At 47.5% G+C, this 19,217-nt stretch carries 18 protein-coding genes; 6 read left to right on the top strand and 12 right to left on the bottom strand.

Going from position 1 to position 19,217, the window contains the following annotated elements:
• Window positions 1–126: 126 nt before the first annotated feature.
• The 5 genes from JNUCC21_RS09090 to JNUCC21_RS09070 all read right to left on the bottom strand — a co-directional run bounded on the left by JNUCC21_RS09090 (window position 127) and on the right by JNUCC21_RS09070 (window position 2,506).
• On the bottom strand, window positions 127–342 hold the full coding sequence (locus JNUCC21_RS09090) for a hypothetical protein (RefSeq protein WP_003154062.1): 216 nt from the start codon (window positions 340–342) through the stop codon (window positions 127–129).
• A gap of 82 nt (window positions 343–424) precedes the next feature.
• Window positions 425–700 carry a YmzC family protein gene (locus JNUCC21_RS09085; RefSeq protein ID WP_032871539.1) on the bottom strand — a complete coding sequence of 92 codons (276 nt, stop codon included), beginning with the start codon at window positions 698–700 and terminating at the stop codon, window positions 425–427.
• A 97-nt stretch (window positions 701–797) separates the two neighbouring features.
• Window positions 798–1,019, bottom strand: a complete 222-nt coding sequence (gene hfq / locus JNUCC21_RS09080; RefSeq protein ID WP_003154064.1) for an RNA chaperone Hfq — start codon at window positions 1,017–1,019, stop codon at window positions 798–800.
• Window positions 1,020–1,058: 39 nt separating this feature from the next.
• Window positions 1,059–2,003, bottom strand: a complete 945-nt coding sequence (miaA, locus tag JNUCC21_RS09075) for a tRNA (adenosine(37)-N6)-dimethylallyltransferase MiaA (protein ID WP_015239900.1) — start codon at window positions 2,001–2,003, stop codon at window positions 1,059–1,061.
• 98 nt (window positions 2,004–2,101) lie between these two features.
• On the bottom strand, window positions 2,102–2,506 hold the full coding sequence (locus tag JNUCC21_RS09070) for a YmaF family protein (protein WP_014417831.1): 405 nt from the start codon (window positions 2,504–2,506) through the stop codon (window positions 2,102–2,104).
• 101 nt (window positions 2,507–2,607) lie between these two features.
• Here JNUCC21_RS09070 and JNUCC21_RS09065 point away from each other — a divergent pair, with 101 nt between their 5' ends.
• The 3 genes from JNUCC21_RS09065 to JNUCC21_RS09055 all read left to right on the top strand — a co-directional run bounded on the left by JNUCC21_RS09065 (window position 2,608) and on the right by JNUCC21_RS09055 (window position 3,748).
• Window positions 2,608–2,925, top strand: coding sequence for a hypothetical protein (locus tag JNUCC21_RS09065; protein WP_032866021.1), 318 nt, complete (start codon window positions 2,608–2,610; stop codon window positions 2,923–2,925).
• 137 nt (window positions 2,926–3,062) lie between these two features.
• On the top strand, window positions 3,063–3,377 hold the full coding sequence (locus tag JNUCC21_RS09060; RefSeq protein ID WP_007410378.1) for a multidrug efflux SMR transporter: 315 nt from the start codon (window positions 3,063–3,065) through the stop codon (window positions 3,375–3,377).
• A 17-nt stretch (window positions 3,378–3,394) separates the two neighbouring features.
• Window positions 3,395–3,748, top strand: coding sequence for a multidrug efflux SMR transporter (locus JNUCC21_RS09055; protein WP_007410379.1), 354 nt, complete (start codon window positions 3,395–3,397; stop codon window positions 3,746–3,748).
• A gap of 13 nt (window positions 3,749–3,761) precedes the next feature.
• Here the strand turns inward: JNUCC21_RS09055 and JNUCC21_RS09050 are convergent, their stop codons facing one another.
• From JNUCC21_RS09050 to JNUCC21_RS09040, 3 genes are all read right to left on the bottom strand, one after another.
• Window positions 3,762–4,214, bottom strand: coding sequence for an OsmC family protein (locus tag JNUCC21_RS09050; protein WP_012117605.1), 453 nt, complete (start codon window positions 4,212–4,214; stop codon window positions 3,762–3,764).
• A gap of 59 nt (window positions 4,215–4,273) precedes the next feature.
• The gene (locus JNUCC21_RS09045) at window positions 4,274–4,981 is read right to left on the bottom strand and encodes a poly-gamma-glutamate hydrolase family protein (protein ID WP_012117604.1); all 708 of its coding nucleotides are present in this window, start codon (window positions 4,979–4,981) and stop codon (window positions 4,274–4,276) included.
• Window positions 4,982–5,236: 255 nt separating this feature from the next.
• Window positions 5,237–5,470 (bottom strand): hypothetical protein, encoded by a 234-nt coding sequence (locus JNUCC21_RS09040; RefSeq protein WP_015239897.1) that lies wholly within the window; start codon window positions 5,468–5,470, stop codon window positions 5,237–5,239.
• Between the two features lie 178 nt (window positions 5,471–5,648).
• Between JNUCC21_RS09040 and JNUCC21_RS09035 the strand changes: the two genes are divergently transcribed.
• Together JNUCC21_RS09035 and JNUCC21_RS09030 are read left to right on the top strand one after the other, a co-directional pair.
• A complete protein-coding gene (locus JNUCC21_RS09035) occupies window positions 5,649–6,977 on the top strand; it encodes a S8 family peptidase (RefSeq protein ID WP_012117603.1) in 1,329 nt (442 codons plus the stop codon).
• Between the two features lie 192 nt (window positions 6,978–7,169).
• Window positions 7,170–7,532 (top strand): hypothetical protein, encoded by a 363-nt coding sequence (locus JNUCC21_RS09030; protein WP_007410383.1) that lies wholly within the window; start codon window positions 7,170–7,172, stop codon window positions 7,530–7,532.
• A gap of 61 nt (window positions 7,533–7,593) precedes the next feature.
• Here the strand turns inward: JNUCC21_RS09030 and JNUCC21_RS09025 are convergent.
• From JNUCC21_RS09025 to JNUCC21_RS09015, 3 genes are all read right to left on the bottom strand, one after another.
• Window positions 7,594–8,744, bottom strand: a protein-coding gene (locus JNUCC21_RS09025) for an IS3 family transposase (protein ID WP_369878753.1) whose coding sequence is annotated in 2 segments (ribosomal slippage) — window positions 7,594–8,471 and window positions 8,471–8,744 — 1,152 coding nt in all. Because the reading frame shifts where the segments join, the coding sequence is not laid out codon by codon here.
• A gap of 110 nt (window positions 8,745–8,854) precedes the next feature.
• Entirely contained in the window at window positions 8,855–9,610 is a 756-nt protein-coding gene (locus tag JNUCC21_RS09020) for a YoaK family protein (protein WP_369878752.1), read from the bottom strand.
• A 59-nt stretch (window positions 9,611–9,669) separates the two neighbouring features.
• Window positions 9,670–10,104, bottom strand: a complete 435-nt coding sequence (locus tag JNUCC21_RS09015; protein WP_136396382.1) for a NucA/NucB deoxyribonuclease domain-containing protein — start codon at window positions 10,102–10,104, stop codon at window positions 9,670–9,672.
• Window positions 10,105–10,392: 288 nt separating this feature from the next.
• Between JNUCC21_RS09015 and JNUCC21_RS09010 the strand changes: the two genes are divergently transcribed.
• Window positions 10,393–11,604, top strand: coding sequence for a cytochrome P450 (locus JNUCC21_RS09010; RefSeq protein WP_369878751.1), 1,212 nt, complete (start codon window positions 10,393–10,395; stop codon window positions 11,602–11,604).
• Window positions 11,605–11,740: 136 nt separating this feature from the next.
• On the opposite strand, the gene JNUCC21_RS09005 is transcribed toward JNUCC21_RS09010, so the two are convergent.
• Window positions 11,741–19,204, bottom strand: a complete 7,464-nt coding sequence (locus JNUCC21_RS09005) for a beta-ketoacyl synthase N-terminal-like domain-containing protein (RefSeq protein ID WP_369878750.1) — start codon at window positions 19,202–19,204, stop codon at window positions 11,741–11,743.
• Window positions 19,205–19,217: the final 13 nt, after the last annotated feature.

The raw sequence follows: 19,217 nt of genomic DNA, 5'->3' as shown, positions 1-19,217 counted from the left end.
GCCCGATTAACGCCCAAAAAAGAGAGCAGAACGAGAATCATCTCTCATCCTACTCAAGGTGTCATGTGTAAGCCGATGTCTATCATAACATGAAAAAAAACTGCTTAGTAGTCTAGACTTTTATTCTTATTTTTTGTAAGAATCACATTTTTTTTCGCTTTCAACGGTTTCTTCAATCTCCACATCAGCACCGATTTCTTTCAGTACGGCTTTCAGAGCGCTTGTGATGGAAGCCTCTCTGATCAGTTCTTTGCCGTCAACGATGATGCTGGTTCCATATTCATAGCAGGAATCATCTTCACAAGTTTCTTCCCAATGGTTGATTATCACCTTGTGTTTCAATCGTCTCACCCTCTGCATGATCAATGTCAGTACTTAGTGTAGCTTGTGCGGCCCGCTTTGTAAATTCGAACGCTTGTGAAATTTATTCAAGCTCATCCAGCGCCGCTTCTTTTTTCAGTTCGATTTTATTCGTTTTTTCATCATAGCGGTATATTTTTAAGTAACCGTCCTCGACGATGCCGAAACGATTATGTTCCAGCTGCACCATGCCTTCTGTCTGCGGTTCGGCATCCGATGAGCCGCCGTCATCATCCGTCACCACCGTCTCATGATTGCTGCAAGCTCCAAACAGCAAAAAAACAGCGATCCAAACGAGCGTAATCCTGATTCTTCTCAGTTCATTTTCACTTTCGAACACGATTTTCCGAACCCCCTTTTATGTTTCCGATATACAGCCTGCAATATACAGATGCGCATAGAAAAAGACCATTGTTCATGGTCTTTTTTCAAAAAGTCTATTCAAGCTCAAGCTGGACGTTTTTTTGCGGGGCGAACGTGGAGATGGCATGTTTATAAATAAGCTGCTGCTTCCCCTCCGTTTCGAGCAAAACGGTAAAGTTGTCAAAGCCTTTTACCTGGCCGCGAAGCTGGAAGCCGTTGAGTAAAAACACCGTGACGAACGTATTGTCTTTTCGGATTTGATTCAAAAACTGATCTTGAATATTAATCGGTTTCATGTTTCGTCCTCCTTGGTTCTCAATACAATACTGTTTCGATTAAATTTCCAGTTTTCCTGCTATGCACTTGAAAATTTCCTTTTTTTTCTGCTCAATATCAACAGGCGGGGTCATATCTGTCCATGAAACGGGCATTTTATTGCGAAACCAGGTCAGCTGGCGTTTCGCATATCGCCTAGAATTTTGTTTTAATTGCTCCACAGCCTGAGGGAGCGGCACTTTTCCATCAAGATATTCATACAGCTCTTTATAGCCGATCGCCTGAATCGATTGGCTGTCCCGTATATTCATATCATACAGCCGCTTTACTTCGTCAAGAAGGCCGGTTTCCAGCATCAGGTCAACGCGCTCGTTAATCCGGCCGTACAGCACTTCTCTGTCCATTGTAAGACCGATAAGAACAGCATTGTAAAGCAGCTCCCGTTTTTGGGTTTTAAGATGCTCTGACATTGTTTTTCCCGATACATGCAAGATTTCGAGCGCGCGGATGACTCTTCGCGTATTGTTTTGATGAATGGCTGCCGCCGCTTCCGGGTCGGCTGCCGCAAGCTTGGCATGAAGCGCTTCCGCCCCTTCTTCAGCCGCCAGTTTCTCCATGCGCTCCCGGAATACAGGGTCGCCGGAGTTTTCCGTGAACGTATAGTCATACAGCACGGACTGAATGTACAGACCCGTCCCCCCGACAATCATCGGCAGCTTTCCTCTATCGGCAATCTCGGTGATTTTTCCCCTTACCATTTTCTGATAATCCGCCGTTGAAAAAGTGTCGGACGGCTCCAAAATATCAATCAGGTGATGCGGCACGCCTTCTGTCTCTTCTTCGGTGACTTTGGCCGTTCCGATGTCCATCCCTTTATATACCTGCATGGAATCTCCGCTGATGATTTCCGCATTCAGCATTTTCGCGAGTCCGATGCTTAGTTTTGTTTTTCCGACTGCCGTCGGTCCGACAAGTATGACGACAGGCTGTTTTTTATTTTTCAATATGTATCACTCTCTTTTATAAATCTCCCCCTAATTATAGCATTCATTTCTTCAGGCACCTATCCATTTTGCCCTTTTTCCTGAGCGCTAAACGTCCGCTACCACCCGATCGGCTCGTTTCCGACAACCTCTCTCGTTTTTCCTTTGAGCGTATGGCGGTGCGTTTTCCGTCCTTCCTCCCGCGGATCGTAAACGACGCCGCCGTGCTGGATCTGAATCGGCTCATTGTAGGCGGCAAAGGTGGTCTCTGAAAGCTCATGGTAATGTGTTCCGTCAACCCTCGGGATGGCAGGGCCGGAAATGCCGTAATACCTATGAAAATGGCCGTTTTCAAACGAGGTGATGCCCGTATAGAAATGTGTATGCTCATCTGTATTGCTGCCGTTCTCCGGCTGCGAAAAGCCTTCGATCAAATGGTAATGTCCCTGCACTACATCCGTAACAGCCCGGTATGCGTGTGTGTGCGGAGGTTTTTTTGACCAATCGGACTGATACAGGCCCACAAAAGCTCACTCCTTTATTTTTTTGATAAACGCCCAATCAAAAATTGGTGGGCTGAATACTCTGTTATCATCTCAAATTTATTCTTGGAGGTACCTAAATTATGAATGAAGAATACACATACGAAGCAGATAGTGATATGAGACAGTTTGGACGGCCCGGATTTGGGTTCGGACGGCCGGGATTCGGATTCGGGCGTCCCGGATTCGGATTCGGCTTCGGGCGGCCGGGTTTTGGTTTTGGCCGGCCTTGGTTTGGCCGCCCTTGGTTTGGCGGGTTCGGACGGCCGTTTGGTTTTTACGGCGGACCGTTTGTCGGAGGGCTTGTCGGGGGGCTTGTCGGAAGCGCTTTGTTCAATCCGTATTTGTACGGAGGTTACGGCTACGGCTATCCGTACGGAGGTTATCCGTATTACTATTGACGAATCAAAAAGGCTCCTCCCCGGGGGCCTTTTTATATAGGCCTAATGTCTTGACTTGGCGGGCAAAGTTCGGATATTATTTTATTTTACTGCCTTAAACAAAAGGCATAAGGATTATGATGAGAGGGGGATTTGATATGATTCTGGGTTATATCTTCCTCACAATTGCTATTTTATCAGAGTCAATCGGCGCGGCCATGCTGAAGGTCTCCCGCGGATTTACGCGGTTTTTGCCGAGCGCGCTTGTAGTGGCAGGCTATTCATTGGCCTTTTATATGCTTTCACTGACACTGAATCTCATTCCGCTCAGCTTATCCTATGCAACATGGAGCGGAGCCGGAACGGTGCTCGCATCCATTATCGGAGCGAAATGGTTTCATGAAAAACTGGACAAGCAGGCCGTCATCGGACTCTTTTTCTTATTGGCCGGTGTCATTTTGATGAATTGGTAGAAAGGAGAGGCATGCTGATGAAAGGATTACTTTGCTTGGCATTAGCCATTGTATCAGAAGTGTTCGGGAGCACGATGCTGAAGCTGTCGGACGGTTTTACGCACCTGTGGCCCGCTCTCGGCGTCATTGCCGGAATCGGAGCCTCTTTTATGTTTTTGAGCTTCTCATTGAAAAGCCTTGATTTATCCGCCGCATACGCGACATGGTCAGGTGTCGGCACCGCTTTAACGGCAATTGTCGGCTTTTTTGTTTTTAAGGAGGCCATGACAGTCAAAATGATGATCGGGCTTGTTTTGGTCATCACGGGCGTCATCCTGCTGAACCGTTCCAAGTCTCAAAAAGCTAAAAAAAATCAAACGGCCCGGAGCTGACCGTTTGAACTCGTCAAGCGCGGGCAGCTTTTACTTCAACCTCAAGCTCCATCTCCACGTTTCCTTGGACCGCTCGTGAAATCATACATGAGGACTCTGCTTTATGCGCTAACTTCCTGGCGAGCGTAAAGTCCGTTTCGGCTGCATCCGGCTTTAATAATATAAACGGACGGTGAATGATTTTCTGGTACGTGAACACACCGTTCGTGACGTCTACAATTCCTTCAGATTCCATATGTAGATCTTCTTTATCCAGGCCGCTTCTTTCCATCATCGCCGCAAGCGTTATAATATAACAGGTAGCGGCCGCTCCAAGCAGCATTTCATCAGGATTTGTGCCTTCTCCGGGTCCGTCCATTTCCTTAGGAATGGACACAGCCGTTTCCAGCCGGCCGCTTTTAATATCGCCGACGTCATTGCGATTTCCGGGCCAATTTGCTTTTAAATAAAAGTGATGTTTTGCCAAGGGACAAACCTCCTTTTTTTCAGTTTACTCATCTTTCACTCGTTTGTCTTTTTTTAAGCTTACGAATACTCTTGATTGATCACTCTTTTTATCGTACGGACAAACCGGTAAAATTCCTCCGTTTTTGTGAATTCCCTTTCGCGGTAATCAAAATTATCAAAAAACGCTTCCCGCTGTTCTCTGCTGATCTCAAGCTGTATGCTCAGCCCGGTTTGCGCCTGGTTATTGATATTTTCGGTGTCAACCCCGGCCAGACCGGTTTTTGTGGTTGCCAATTCTGCAGAAAATCCGTTTCGTTCGAGAGCTCTCACCAATTTTTTCGCCCGCTTCCGGTCGCTTCCTCCGACAAGAGTATTTTTCTCGTCGCCTTTATAACCGTGAACTGCGATAACATAATGGTGCTGCTTAATGCTTTCGACTGCTGAAGGCTCATCGAACCTGGTGCTCGTAATATGAAGAGTCTGGTTATCATGCGTTTTTAATCCCTCAAACAGATAGGTTGAGTAATCATCTCTGAAAGAGCGGACGATCTCGCTCACCCCGCCCTCAATTCTCCCTCCGTGCGGCGACATGATCAATACGGGGCTCCCCTTTCGCTTATTGTACGATATATGATAATCATCGGGGTCTTCATGTTCAGCCAAATCTTTAAAATCTGTGTATGTATCAGAAGAATTCGAGGGATCAGGGTCTGACGCATAATGAGCACATCTTATTAGTAAGACCATTGCTACGATAATGATGACATTAAGTAAAATTCTTTTCATCAGCTCTCCTTCTTTGCTCCTTTCTGAAAAATGACATGTTCATTATATGGATTTTTGTCAATAGGTCTTATCTTAACATTCTATTAACATTATCATCAGTGAAAAACTTCCCGGTTTCGAAAAATCAATGGATTGTCACGGTTCAAGCGCTCAAATGCCGGGCATCAGTGAAAAAAGGTTGAGAGAGGGCAAAAAAAAAGGGAGGAACGCCCGAATTTTCAGGGGCGGGAGATTCACGGCCGGAAACGGACGGCATCAAGAATACGCTTTTAAAAATGAATATCCGCCTCCCGAAGCAAATGCACAGGACAGAATGGAGCCCGTCAAAAAAGTTCTCATCTGCCTTTTTGTACAGCAAAATGCCGTTACAGCCCGCTCATCCCCTTTTTTTATCATAATGGTCCGTTTTGAAATGGAACCGTCTTTTTTCATATATATAATATCAATCGGAAGCTGTTTTTCCAAGGAATGTCTCAATATTATGTTCATGTATATACCTCCTTCCGCCGGCTTCATTATAAACGAACAAACGTTCTGTTTCAACTCGATTTCTTCTCCTGAAAAAGCCGCAAGTAACCAGCGCTCCTGAAGGACAAACAAACTGACCGAACATACGGCCTGTTCATATGGTATAGAGAGAATCGCCAGAATGGGAGGAAAAGTATATATGTTTGGTTACTCAATGGTACAAATGGTGCGGTCAAATGCTCATAAGCTGGACTGGCCGCTCAGAGAAAACGTATTACAGTTATATAAACCTTTCAAATGGACACCTTGCTTTTTGCACAAGTTTTTCGAAAAAAAGGTGAAAAACAGAAAGAAAATGTCAGTCATCATTGAATTTGAAGAGGGCTGCCATGAATCCGGTTTTCACAGCACAGGACAGGTCTTATCAAAAGAAAAACGCTGCACCATAAAAAAGCAGTTTCAAACAATCAATTGCTGCAGCGCCGAAGTCACTCCGTCCGCCCTTCACATGCTTCTTTCGCAATGCCGGGATATCCGTAAAATCTATTTAAACCGTGAAGTAAAAGCGCTCCTTGATACGGCAGCTGAATCGTCTCATGCAAAAGAAGTGACACGTAACGGCACCGTATTAACAGGAAAAGGCGTAACCGTCGCCGTTATTGATACCGGAATCTATCAGCATCCCGATTTAGAAGGCAGAGTTATCGGATTTGCGGACTTTGTCAACCAAAAGACAGAACCGTATGATGACAACGGACACGGCACCCATTGCGCCGGTGATATCGCAAGCAGCGGCGCTTCATCTTCCGGTAAATATCAGGGGCCGGCGCCGGAAGCCGATCTGATCGGAGTCAAGGTATTAAACAAATCAGGATCAGGAACCTTGGCTGATATCATTGAAGGTGTGGAATGGTGCATACAATATAATAAAGAACACACAAAGAATCCGATCAGAATCATCAGCATGTCACTGGGCGGAGATGCGCTCAGATATGATAAAGAAACGGACGACCCGCTCGTCAAGGCCGTTGAAAAGGCATGGAATGAAGGAATCGTCGTCTGCGTCGCCGCGGGCAACTCCGGTCCGGAAGCTCAAACGATTTCAAGCCCCGGTGTCAGCGAGAAGGTCATCACGGTAGGCGCCTATGATGACAATGATACGGCCGGCAATGAGGACGATACGGTCGCTTCTTTCTCAAGCCGCGGACCGACTGTGTACGGAAAAGAGAAGCCTGACATTCTTGCGCCCGGGGTCGATATCGTATCTCTCCGTTCTCCGCGTTCATACCTTGACAAATTACAGAAATCAAACCGTGTAGGCTCCTTGTATTTCAGTCTGTCGGGCACGTCCATGGCCACTCCGATCTGTGCGGGCATTGCCGCCTTAATCCTTCAGCAGAACCCGCAGCTTTCGCCTGACGAAGTGAAAACACTGATCAAACAAAGTCCGGATCAATGGACAAATGAAGATCCGAACATTTACGGAGCGGGCGCAGTAAACGCTGAAAACGCCGTGCCGAAAGAGTAACCTTTTTATCATGAGAACGGGGTCGTCTAAACCTGCAGATGACCCCGTTTTTCAGGTGAACAGATGAAACATTTATAATGAAGGAACTCGGAATGCTTCAGAACCGGCTGTCAGAAAAAAAGATCAATGCAAGGCAGTGTATTTCTAAAAAAATAGGGAATAAGTATGGTGTAGATAAAAGGAGGAATCACAATGGCACTTACAAACACCGAATTGTCTGAATGGCTGCAAAAACAGATCGGACAAACGCTTGATATCAGAAAAGGAGAGCTGACAGACAGCCGAAACGAGATTTCTGATATGGATCAGATCATGCTTCACCTTGATGATGTTCTCGTCCGCCGGACAAACCATCCCGATGACTATGTAGCGGACGAAGAACTCGTCTTAAAAGGGCACGGCACAACCTATACGGAGGAAGGAAATGTCCCGCTTCCCCAAGATGCGTATGAAATCCCTCTGCTCGGCGACATCACCATCCAAAAGGAGCAAGACGGATTAAAGGTACATACAGATCGGGCCGTTTATACAATCGGGACCCGGAAAGAGCAATAAAAAGAAAAAACGCCCTGAATCGGGACTGACCCCCGTTTTTGAGACAGGGATCAAAACACCTTTAAGCAGCCAGCTGTCGGTATGTGACCGGCGGCTGGTTGTTTAGTTTCGTTTGAATACGAATGTTGTTATAATAGTGTATATAGGTTTCGACAGTTTGTTCTACGATGGTCGTCATAGTGCTTTCCAACCTGTCGAGGTAGAACGTTTCAGACTTTAGTGAGGAATGAAACGATTCGATGGAGGCATTATCAGCGGGCGTCCCTTTGCGGGACATGCTCATGGTAATGCCTTTTGTTTTAACAGCTTTCTGATACTCATAAGATGTATAAACAGAACCTTGGTCACTATGTAACACACAGTTCTCTGGCAGTGCGGGCAGCTGATCAAGTGTGTGTAAGACAAAGTCTGTGTCCTGTCTATCGCCAATCGTAAAAGCAATCACTTCTCCATTGTATAAATCCAATATACTGGAAAGATACAATTGTTTCTGCCCATAAGGCAAATATGTGATATCCGTTACTAGCTTTTCCAGAGGGCGATCAGACTGAAAGTTCCGATCCAATATATTCTCGGCCACGGCATATGGCTGCCCATTCTTCTTGCGCTTTTTCACCTTAACCCGGCATTGCCACTGATTCTTCTGCATAATGCGCTGAACCGTTTTGTGATTCATACGCATTCCCTTTTTTAATATGGCTGTGATTTTCCGATAGCCATATCGATACTTGTGTTCTCGGCACAACGTGCCGATTTGTTTTTCTAAATGGTATTTAGGGTTATCTTTCATCAGATTCTTCTTCCAACGATAATAAGATGCTCGTGAGATACCTAAATGAATACAGATATCCTTTATGGTCATTGTGCTGCGCAATCCTTCTACAAGCTCGACTGGCGTTTCGCTATCAGCTTCCTTTCCAATTCGTTGTACTTTTTTAACACTTCATTCTGTTGTCTCAGATAACGATTTTCTGCCTGCAGTTTCTCTAATTCGGAAGAATACTCTGGACCTTTTCCATAAGAATATTGCTTTCCGACAGGTTGTTCGAATCGATGTGTGTCCCCAGCTTTATACCACCTGACCCATGTCTGCACCTGCGTCTTATTCTTTATATTCAATTCCTGCATGATCTCCTTCACAGGCACGCCCGCCAATCTCATTTCTACAGCCTTCTGTTTGACTTCAACCGGATAACTCACTCTTGCCCTCATAGAAAAACACCTCCAAGTCTAATTTCGGATAACAACGATCCGTTTTCAAACTTGAAGGTGTTTTTTGTTTGTCTCATATTATGGGGTCAGTCCCCATCAGCGGCGTTTTTTTATTGGTTTTTTTCTTCTGAATATCCATGGAACATCGTGAGTGCGCAAAGCATAATGCCTAAAATAATGATAATCGGGAGCCAGATCACGGCAAACTTATAATCCGGTTCGGCAAAAGCGCCGATGACCGCCCCAAAGCAATACAGCACCAAGGCAAGCGCGCGCAATACAGCATCTCTTGTAAACTGCTTCCGCTTGTCCGCTTTGTAAAACCTTGCGGTGAGATCTTCAAAAAAATTAGCGAGCGTTCCCGTTAATACGGTCGTGGAAATCCCCGCTACACCAAGTTTTCTCGCGGCTGTCGTCTGCATTCCCATTGCGAAGCTGAGCAGCATAATCAGCACATAAACAGAAATGGCATCTGCAAAAAAGCAGGAGAACAAAGCAAACAGCAGCAAAACAGCTCCTTCAATAGCTAAAGCGGCAGTTACCGCAGGGGGCCAGAATGATTTCTTTTTATTGCCCACAAGCAGGGCCGCGGCAATAACGCCGGCAATAAATCCGATTAACGAGGTTAACGATTTGAGTACGGCAAGGTGCCACGAGTTGCCGATCGCCAGGCCGAACAGAACGATGTTCCCCGTCATATTGGCGGTAAAGATATGTCCCAGGCTTAAATAACCGATCACATCCACAATTCCCGCTGTTAAACAAAGAAGTAAAAGTGCAATATTTCGGTATGTAGTCACTGTCAATGTGATCCAATCCTTTCTCATGCTGATTCCAACATATAAGTTTACTCTTTGCCATTTCATATGTCCAGCCGGCGTGCCGCTTTTTCAGAGCATAAAAAAACTCCGGCGAACCGGAGAAGCTACTGAACGATAAATAATACTCTCGTGCCGTCGGAATATCCGCTCATTTGATTTCCAACCCATGAACCGGCCCCGCGGTTATCTGATGGGGTTACATATCTGACATCAGCCCCCGCCCCGCCTTCTGTGCAGACTGCCATGGGCCATTCATCACGGTCAAACCCGGGCTTTGTCGGAATTCCTTTCAATGATTCTTTCCTTCTATTCTCTGCTCCGCCCCGATCAATTGTACAAATCTCAGAATGACCTGTCGAAATGGCGTCTTTTATATGATTTCCCGTCTCCGGATATTTTGACAGCGGGAAATACAGCACCTGATCGTATCGGGATGCGGCACGAGCAGCACTGTCCGAATGGATACCGGCGCCCGTAAGGCCGAACTGAAGAGAGATCACCAAAAGCAGACTTGCCGCCCATTTCATAAACGCATTCATTCACATCCTCCTTAAGAAGTTGATATGAAGCGTAAATATGTATATTAGCCGGATTTAACACACATGATGAAATGGAAAAAAAAGTTTGCTGTTTTGTTGATAATCAACGAAAATGGCGGCTTTACGATTTGTCTATTGAACCGGCTTCTGTTTCCTTATATATTTTAGACATACTTATGAGCCGTTGTGATCAGTGTCTTCGGCAGATAAAAGGAGGAATGCCGTCCGGTCGGCAGGCACCGGCTGTTTGTTATGTCGTTTCAAAAACATGAAGGCGGGGAAATCCAGATGGAAAAAACAATGTTTCACCCACACTCACCCGAGTTTCACGAAAACCCTTTTGCGGTTTTAAGCAGATTCAGAGAGCAGGACCCCATACATAAATTCGAACTGCAGCGTTTTGGAGGCACATTTCCGGCTTGGCTCATCACGCGTTATGATGATTGTATGGCGTTTTTGAAAGACGGCAGAATTACGAGAGATGTAAAACGAGTCATGCCGAAGGAGCTGATCGCGAAGCTGAATGTCAGTGAAGATATCGATTTTGTCTCAGAGCAGATGCTGGCAAAAGACCCCCCGGATCATTCACGACTTCGATCTTTGGTGCATCAGGGGTTTACTCCCCGGATGATTGAGCAGCTTCGCACCGGGATAGAGCAGATCACAGAAGAGCTGCTGGATGAAATGGAAACAAAAGCAGACCCTGATATCATGAGAGATTTCGCCGCACCGCTTCCGTTTATCGTCATTTCCGAGCTGCTCGGAATTCCGAAAGAGGACCGCGCCAAATTTCAAGTGTGGACAAACGCAATGGTCGACACGTCAGAAAGCGGACAAGATGCGACCAACCAGGCTCTCAAAGAATTTAAACAATATATGAAAACACTGATCGAAGAAAAAAGAAAACATCCGGGTGAAGACTTGACGAGCAAGCTTATTTACGCTGAAGAGGACGGCCAAAAGCTGAGTGAATCAGAGCTGTATTCCATGCTGTTTTTGTTAGTCGTTGCCGGGCTTGAAACAACGGTTAACCTTCTCGGCTCCGGCACCCTGGCGCTTCTTCTGCACAAAGACCAGATGGAGAAGATAAAGCGGCAGCCGGAAAATATCCAGACGGCGGTCGAAGAGCTTTTGCGTTATACCTCTCCCGTCATCATGATGGCAAATCGATGGGCGATTGAAGATTTCACCTATAAAGATGTTTCCATTAAAAAAGGCGATATGATATTTATCGGCATCGGTTCAGCCAATCGGGACCCGGAATATTTCGATGATCCTGATACATTAAATATAGCGAGAACACCGAACCGTCATATCTCTTTTGGATTCGGCATTCATTTTTGTCTCGGGGCTCCGCTCGCCCGGATGGAAGCATCCATTGCCTTTACTGCGCTTTTAAAACGGTTTCCGAATATAGAGCTGAAAGGCGCGGCCGAGGATGTAACATGGAGAAAAAATGTGTTTTTGAGAGGGCTTGAAACATTGCCTGTCAGATTTTAATATCGCCCCCCTGTTTATCGGGGGTTTTTTTAATGTCTTATAAACAGAAATCATTACAACAATGAAAATTTAGTACATAGTAAATTTAGTTCTATATGGATAAAAAAAGCGGCCGGATTGCTCCGGCCGTTCTCTATTACCGTTTTACCAACTCATTTGTTTCGTCCAGCTTTTTTCTGAAAGATTTAAGGAAATTTGCGCTTATCGTTCCTTTGTTTGCGTACAGTTTTTCGCAGAATGCCTTAATGGCGTTTTGCGGCTTCGGTTCCGACAGCATCGTGACATGATTGGAAGAGTGGACGTCCAGCAGGTGAAACTGTTTCATCTGGCGTTCCCATTCTTTCCAATACGCATCATGGTCTAACGGAATTTGTTCTTCCTCTGCTGTCAGATAACGTTCAAGATCTCCGAGAAACAAACCGCTTTTATTACGGAAGTAGTAGCATTGCAGCGCTTCCGGATGAGGCAGCGGCTTCATGTCATACTCTTCCATTCCGTAAGCGAGCTGCGTCTTCATCATTTGCTCCAGCTGCACCCGGATCGCTTCTTCGGATTTTGGCAGACCGCGCTTTTTGGCAAGGTCGATCAATTCTTTCAATACTTCTTCTTCCTCAGCCTGGACGGTAATGTCTTCTCTGCTGATTAATGCCTCTTCAAGGTTTTCAGGCTTAAGATATGCTGTAAGCATCGTATTGATCGTTTGCAGCATGACTGACTTAACAGATGGTTTTCTTTCTTTCCATTTTTCACTGTACGGGGTGTCGATCATGACGGCGCTTTTTACCGTATGACCTTCCTCCTGCAAGAGGCGCGCGGTTTCGTATGCAAGCATGCCGCCCAAGGAATATCCGCCGAGGTCATAAGGGCCTTTCGGCTGTACCGCTTGGATGATTCTCTTATAAGAAGCGGCCGTCTCTTCGATTCCTTGCAGCGGCTCTTTCCCTGTCAAACCTCTTGCCTGGATGCCGTAAAAAGGTCGCTGACTCTTTTTGGCGAATGGCTGGTATGCTTCCACGCCTCCCGTTCCGCCGTGAAACCAAAAAACAGGACGGCCTTTTTCTCTTTCATTCAGCTTGACGAGTTCGGGAAAATTCCGGCCCGTCTCCTGCGGTTGGTTCGTTTTTAACAGCATGCCGATCTCCTGAAGAGTGCTGCATTTCTGAAGAGCCTCCAGACTGATGCGGCTGTCTCCGTCCTCAAGTTTCTTCAACAGCTGAATAGAGGAGATTGAATCGAAGCCGTATTCAGTCAGCGGCTTATTTTGATCAATTTCCGCTGCCTTCATCCCCAGAATGTCAGCCACAATGTCAGCTGCGCTCCCGCGGCAGAGCTGAGGGTCCTGTGAAACCGGTGCAAGGCTGATGTCTTCTGGCTGACCGCCGTTCCAATACTTATGGTTTTCAAAAGGATATGTCGGAAGCGGCACTCTTTGAACAGATTTGCCTTGGTGGAGTCTGTCCCACGGTATATCCGCACCTTTCACCCAGCAAAATGCAAGTTTTTCCAGATTGTTTTCAGCCAACAGCGTCTCCGTGACGACTGTACCGAGAGTCCCTTCCAGTAAAATGCCGATATCTCCTGATCCAGTCTGCTGACTGCCTGTAAAGAAGCTTTTCATTCCATTGCTTTCTTCGGAAAATGCTCTGTACTCTTTCAGTTTTTCCAGCAATTCATCTTGATTGCGGGCAACGAGTGCCAGGCGGCAGTTCATCGCCTCACGGCCGGTCTGAAGCGTATAAGCAATATCCCGCAATGACGGAGTATCTCCAGTTTGCACAAAATCAGCCAGCTGACCTGCGGCCGCCTTAAGACGCCCTTCGCTCTTAGCAGAAAGCACGATAAGCTGCAGTTCATGCACAGATTCTTTGTCTTTATGGCTCGGGCTGTACTGTTCCAAAACGACATGCGCATTCATGCCGCCGAAGCCATAGCTGTTAATTGCGGCCCGGCGCGGGATCGGTCTGCCCGTATGGTCGGTGAGCTGTGTCCATTCCTGATTGTCTTCGGTGAAACGGAAGCGGCTTTTCTGAATGGCCATTTGCTCATTTGCAGCTGTAAATCCGGTAATGCCCGGGATGGTATGATGCTTCATGGCCATCGCCACTTTTATAAGGGCGGCCAGTCCGGAAGCGAGTTCGCCGTGCCCGATGCAAGGTTTCACGGTGCTGATATAACAAGGCGCGATTTCCTCTTGATTTGCAGACTCGCCGTAACCCGCTTTGATTGCATTAAACTCCAGCGCATCTGCCATTTCGGAGGCAATGCCGTGCGCTTCAATATAAGTGACAGTTTGCGGATCAACATCGGTGTCTTCGTACGCTTTTTTCATCGCGGCCTTCATTCCCGCCGGATTCGGTGCGTGAAGCGACATGCCTTTACCGCCGTGAGACACTCCTGTTCCTTTAATGACCATGTGAATATGATCGTCGTCTTCAATTGCCGCCTCAAGCGGTTTGATGATGATAACGCCCGCCCCTTCGCTTCTGACAAAGCCATCGGCATCTTTTTGGAACGATTTCGCCCGGCCGTTTTTACTTAAATATCCCATTGAGTCAAAACCGATAAAGCCCTTCGGCGATTGCAGAATATTGGCGGCGCCCACGACAGCCTGCTCACATTCGTTATGACGGATTGATTGAACCGCCCTGTGCAATGCCACCAGCGTTGACGTGCAGGCAGCCTCGTAATATTCACTCGGTCCTTGTAAATTCAAGGCATATGATATCCTGTTCGGAATGATGGACGGGATGGCTGTTCCATTGTTCGGATCGCTGTTGCCCGCGGCAACGAAAACGCCTGTCGGTCTGCTTGATAACGCCTTATTTGTCAGGCCCGCATCCTCCATTGCCTTCCATGTATGCATCAAAAGCAGAAATTGCTCCGGCCCCATTTGTGATGCCTCTTTAGGGGAAATTCCGAAAAAGAGCGGGTCAAATTCGCCGACACCGTCAATAAAACCGCCCCATCTGAGACTCGTGTCATTCTCATCATCGGCGTAACGGCGCCAGTCCCAGCGGTCCGCCGGAATTTCGGTAATACAGTGATCCCCGTTTACGATGTGCTCCCAAAAAGACTGGATATCCGGGGATTGCGGAAACTGAGCTGACATACCGATAATCGCGATTCCTTGCTTGATATCGGCGTTATCACAAGGCGTATGCTGTTTCTTCGGTAAAGTGCGCTCTTCTGTTTCCGTGACCCTGGCCTCTTCTGAATGCTTATGATCGGCAAGAAATTGAGAAAACTTGCTCTCATATGCTGACGCGAAGTGGCGGGTCAGCTCCTCCGCGGTCGGATACTCGAAAAACAATGTTGGATTCACATCGATGTCCGCCTCTTGGCCGATCTCTTTTGTCAGCCCGATCAGGCTCGCTGAATCAAGTCCCAATTCCATGATATTCGCGTCAGAACGAAGAGATGGCCCGGGTTCACCCATCATCTTGGCGAGCTTGCCAAGGACGTAGCTGCGGATATCATCTGTCAGACTGCCGGCAGAAATCGGTGCTCCCGCATTCTTAACAGCCGTTCGGGCCGGCTGATTCATCTGTTCGGTTTTCGGGCGGAACCGTTTCAGGGCATAGCCTTCAAAACGCATCACCACTTCCGATCGGCTGCTGATGACATCTGCGTTAATCAGAATCATTTCCCCCGTTTGTTTGGTCAGCTTGATGTGCAGCCAGCAATCGGTAAGATCTTCAGGGCTGCTGAAGGTGACGGAATTAATGCCGAACGGCAGATAGCTTTCCGCCTCCGTTTGATCCAATAAAGAAAGTGAGGCCAAGTAAGCACTGTTGGCGATTAACGGATTTATGGCATAATGATGCGCTTGTTGTGAGTCGCTATTGTTCAGGTTCACTTTCGCTAAAACGGCATCAGAGCCTTTGTACAGGCGGGTGATCGTTTTAAATTCTTCTCCCCACACGACGGGTCCCGTTCCGTCTCCGTATAACTCATCTATCCGGCCCACTTCCCGGTAAGAGCGCTGAATGGCCGCCAGATCCGCGTGCTGCTTTTGAAACAGATACGGGCTGCACTCGGCATACGCCGCTATGCTCCAATCAGGAGACGTGCGGCTGCGATGCATTATGCTCAGTTCAAATCCATCCCCATTTTGTTTCGATTCTGTTTTCAGCTCGATGCGATCGCCTTTTTTTACGGTAATGGGGCTCGCGTAATTCAGTTTTTTAATTTGTCCTCCTTCCGCTTCAGGAAAAATTTCACAAAAGCGATCGACTGCCAGACTGTTATATGTAGCGCCGACGAGTACCGGTTCTCCGCTGAATTGATGCCCTTTCACGTATGGATCGTCATCACTGTATACCGCCTGAACGCCGGCAGCGTTTTCTGATTCACCGAATTGAAAAGAAGTCCCGTGGTCAAAAGCGTAGGCCGGCAGATGAACGGCGTGCTCTTGCTGCAACTGATCAAACGCGATATTCTCTCCTTTTTCCCATTGCCGCGCACGCCGCTCAATATCAGATTCAGAGAAATTGAGATTCCGCTGATCCATGCGGTAAGCGGCAAGCTTTTTCAACAGTTCCTGAACGGAGGAAGCCGTAAATGCCGCCCGATACTCCGAATGATGTGTTCTTTTTTGCAGCGCGGAGGCGATGGCGGCCGGATGAAGAGATGGCGTCTTTTCTAAAAAGGCCGCCAGTCTCTCAAGATAGGCTTCAAAACTCCATTTTGTTTTCGCTGACACAGGGAAAATATATTCCTCATCGCCGTGACGGGCCTGATCGGAATTCGGGCTGATATATTCTTCTACGATGAGATTTGCATATGCCCCGCCTGCTCCGAAGGAATTAATCATGCTTCTCCGCGGGATGATGTCCCCCGTTTCGGCATCCCTCATACGCTCCCAATACTCGGTTTTTTCCTGCAGGTAAAAAGCCGTTTGTTCAAGGTTGATATTCGGATTTTGCGGTTTTGCGTTAATCGACGGGACTAATGTTTCCCGCTCCATTTGCAGCAGCACTTTCGCGAGCTGGGACATGCCGGAAGCCGCCTCTAAATGGCCGAGATTTGACTTGACGGATCCAAGCGCGCAAAAACGTTTTTTATCAGTATATTGCGCGAACGCATTTGTCAGGGCAATGACCTCAATCGGATCTCCCAATACAGAGCCGTTTGCCGCTGATTCAACATAACTGATTGTTTCCGGATTGATTCCGGCCTTGTCGATGGAAGCCGCCATGAGCTTCGCCTGCTGTTTCGGATCCGGAGCCGTGTACATCTGCCTTCCGCCGCTATGGCACAACGCGCTGCTTTTAATGACCCCGTAAATATGGTCTTTGTCGGCAAGCGCTTTGGAGAGCGGCTTCAAGAGCACCGCCCCGACTCCTTCTCCCGGCATCAGGCCCGTGCCGGTTCCGAAGCTTTTGCTTTCACTTCCCTGTTCAAGCAAATTCGCCCGTTCGAGCGCATCATATTTAGACGGTTCAAGCGTGAGATTGACCCCTCCGGCAATCGCCATGGAACAGCTGTTAAGCTTCAGGCTTTCACAGGCGAGATGAATGGCGCTCAGTGAGCTGGAGCATGCGGTCGTAACGCCCATGCTCGGGCCCGTTAGATTGAAAAAGTGGGAAATGCGGTTGGCGATATGCCAATCCCCTCCGTTAGAGCTGAGCGCAGCTTTTTCCAATGACGGGATATTCCAGAAATATTGATTGTACATACTGCCCATAAATACACCGATGCCGCTGTCTGATTCCTGCCATTCGTTTACTCTTTCTAACGAGTAACCGCCATTTTCAAATGTTTCCCATACGGTTTCTAAGCTTAGACGGAGCTCAGGCGTCATCTCCATCACATGGTCTTCCCGGATGTCAAACAAGTGATGGTCAAAAGCTTCAATATGCTGCAGAAATCCGCCGTACCGTGTTTTGCGTTCTTCTTTTCGTGTTTCTTTTGCCATTGTTTTCAGAAGACCGGATTTCCATCTGTTTTCCGGAGCTTCCGTGATACAGCTGTCTCCGGCTTTTAAATGCTCCCACAGCTCATCGAGGGTTTCAGACTCGGGATAGCGGCCGCTGATGCCGATAATGGCAATGTCGTCACGATCAGAACGATTAACGGCGACGGTTTCTGTTTCTGTTTCCGGCTTTGGCGCTTTTGGCTCTTTTTGTTCAGTGATAAACCGCCGCGTTTCCGTGACAAGCGGCACCGGTTCATTCATTGCAGGTTCCGGATGCTTTGTTTCAGGAGGCGCTTGTTCGGCTCCGAATGCCTGTTGCAGCTTATCCGGGTAAGTTTCCAGCAAATACTCGGCAAGTTCTTTCGTATTCGTGTGTTCAAATAAGACCGTTTTCGGCAGCTCGCCCGTCAATGTTTCCAGTTCGCGGATAAAATTCACCTGCAAAATGGAGTCGATGCCGTATTTTTCAAAGCTCGTCTCAGGCTGAATGCGCTCGGGAGCAAGCTTTATGGACTTGGCTAACGTTTCTTTTATGAATTGCACAGTCTGGTCTGTGACTGAGAAAGACGGTTCTGTGAAATCAGCCGGCTCTTTGGAAGCCGCAGTTTCTTCAACCGCCTGCGCGTCCGGCTGCTTTTGCCTGATGACGCCGTCGCTTTCTGCCGCCACGATCTGCTGGCCGAGGTGATGTGACGATTCCGCCATAAATGTAACGTACCGATATCCCTCGCTTTCCAGCGCAGACTGCCACGCTTCAGGATACAGCCCCGGGCATCCGGGAATGCGCAGTTTGGCGTCTTCATACAGCCACCAGCCTTCCAAAAGACCGAATGTCAGATGAGAATAAACCGAATGGCTGCTAATCTCATTTAATAGCAAAATCCCATTCTTTTTAAGCACCGCTTTGGCATTGCGAAGTGTCCGCCGAATATTTTTTGTCGCGTGAAGCACATTTGCCGCAATTACCGCGTCATATGCGCCCGCCTCTATACCCTGCAAAGCCGGGGGCTCTTCCACATTAAACCGCTTATAAGTCAAATACGGATTGTCGGGACCGTATTTTTTTTCAGCATGCATGAAAAAGGCCTTTGACAGATCGGTGTAGCAATATTCTTTCATATGATGTTTGTACTCTTTTAATCTTTTGAACACGGCCGCGCTCGTCCCGCCCGTCCCCGCTCCGATCTCTAATATCCGGATTTCCGCGTTCGGGTCTTCTTTCAGGCGTTCTTCAATGAAAGCCGTCAATGTGTCAGCGAGCACCTCATTAAAGTAGTCTGCCGTTTCATTGTTTTTATAGATTCCTTCCACCAATTCCATTGAGGAATCAGGAAACAGAATATCAGTGGCAGAAACTCTGCCGGATAAAATATCCGGCAAAGCTCTGAGAGCGGTCTCCACTAAGGTGATCATCGCCTGTTTGCTGCTGTCCTTGAGTAAAGGAGCTTTCTTTTCATCCCATTCTTGCCACAGAACGTCCGCACGCTCTATCGGACCCGTTAACACATACGTACTGCCTGACTGTTTCAAAAAGCCTTTTTGCACCAAGATGGAGATGCTTTCTTCCAGCCACCTGCCGTAAAACCCCTGCATGACAGGCTGCGTTTCGTTTTCCGTAAAAAATCCGACAGATTTCAGCTGGCCTGCCAATAGTTTGTAAAGAAGATCTTCAGTGTTTTGCAAAGCCGTCCCCTCC

This window comes from Bacillus sp. JNUCC-21, from assembly GCF_041222765.1.
Taxonomy (GTDB): Bacteria; Bacillota; Bacilli; order Bacillales; family Bacillaceae; genus Bacillus; species Bacillus velezensis.
This window is presented reverse-complemented; position numbering and strand designations above follow the sequence as displayed.

Excerpts from the sequence above, each read along its gene's own strand:
- hfq (WP_003154064.1), bottom strand. The coding sequence starts at position 1,019 with ATGAAACCGATTAATATTCAAGATCAGTTTTTGAATCAAATCCGAAAA.
- JNUCC21_RS09065 (WP_032866021.1), top strand. The coding sequence starts at position 2,608 with ATGAATGAAGAATACACATACGAAGCAGATAGTGATATGAGACAGTTT.
- JNUCC21_RS09060 (WP_007410378.1), top strand. The coding sequence starts at position 3,063 with ATGATTCTGGGTTATATCTTCCTCACAATTGCTATTTTATCAGAGTCA.
- JNUCC21_RS09055 (WP_007410379.1), top strand. The coding sequence starts at position 3,395 with ATGAAAGGATTACTTTGCTTGGCATTAGCCATTGTATCAGAAGTGTTC.
- JNUCC21_RS09045 (WP_012117604.1), bottom strand. The coding sequence starts at position 4,981 with ATGAAAAGAATTTTACTTAATGTCATCATTATCGTAGCAATGGTCTTA.
- JNUCC21_RS09040 (WP_015239897.1), bottom strand. The coding sequence starts at position 5,470 with ATGAACATAATATTGAGACATTCCTTGGAAAAACAGCTTCCGATTGAT.
- JNUCC21_RS09035 (WP_012117603.1), top strand. The coding sequence starts at position 5,649 with ATGTTTGGTTACTCAATGGTACAAATGGTGCGGTCAAATGCTCATAAG.
- JNUCC21_RS09030 (WP_007410383.1), top strand. The coding sequence starts at position 7,170 with ATGGCACTTACAAACACCGAATTGTCTGAATGGCTGCAAAAACAGATC.
- JNUCC21_RS09020 (WP_369878752.1), bottom strand. The coding sequence starts at position 9,610 with ATGAAATGGCAAAGAGTAAACTTATATGTTGGAATCAGCATGAGAAAG.
- JNUCC21_RS09015 (WP_136396382.1), bottom strand. The coding sequence starts at position 10,104 with ATGAATGCGTTTATGAAATGGGCGGCAAGTCTGCTTTTGGTGATCTCT.
- JNUCC21_RS09010 (WP_369878751.1), top strand. The coding sequence starts at position 10,393 with ATGGAAAAAACAATGTTTCACCCACACTCACCCGAGTTTCACGAAAAC.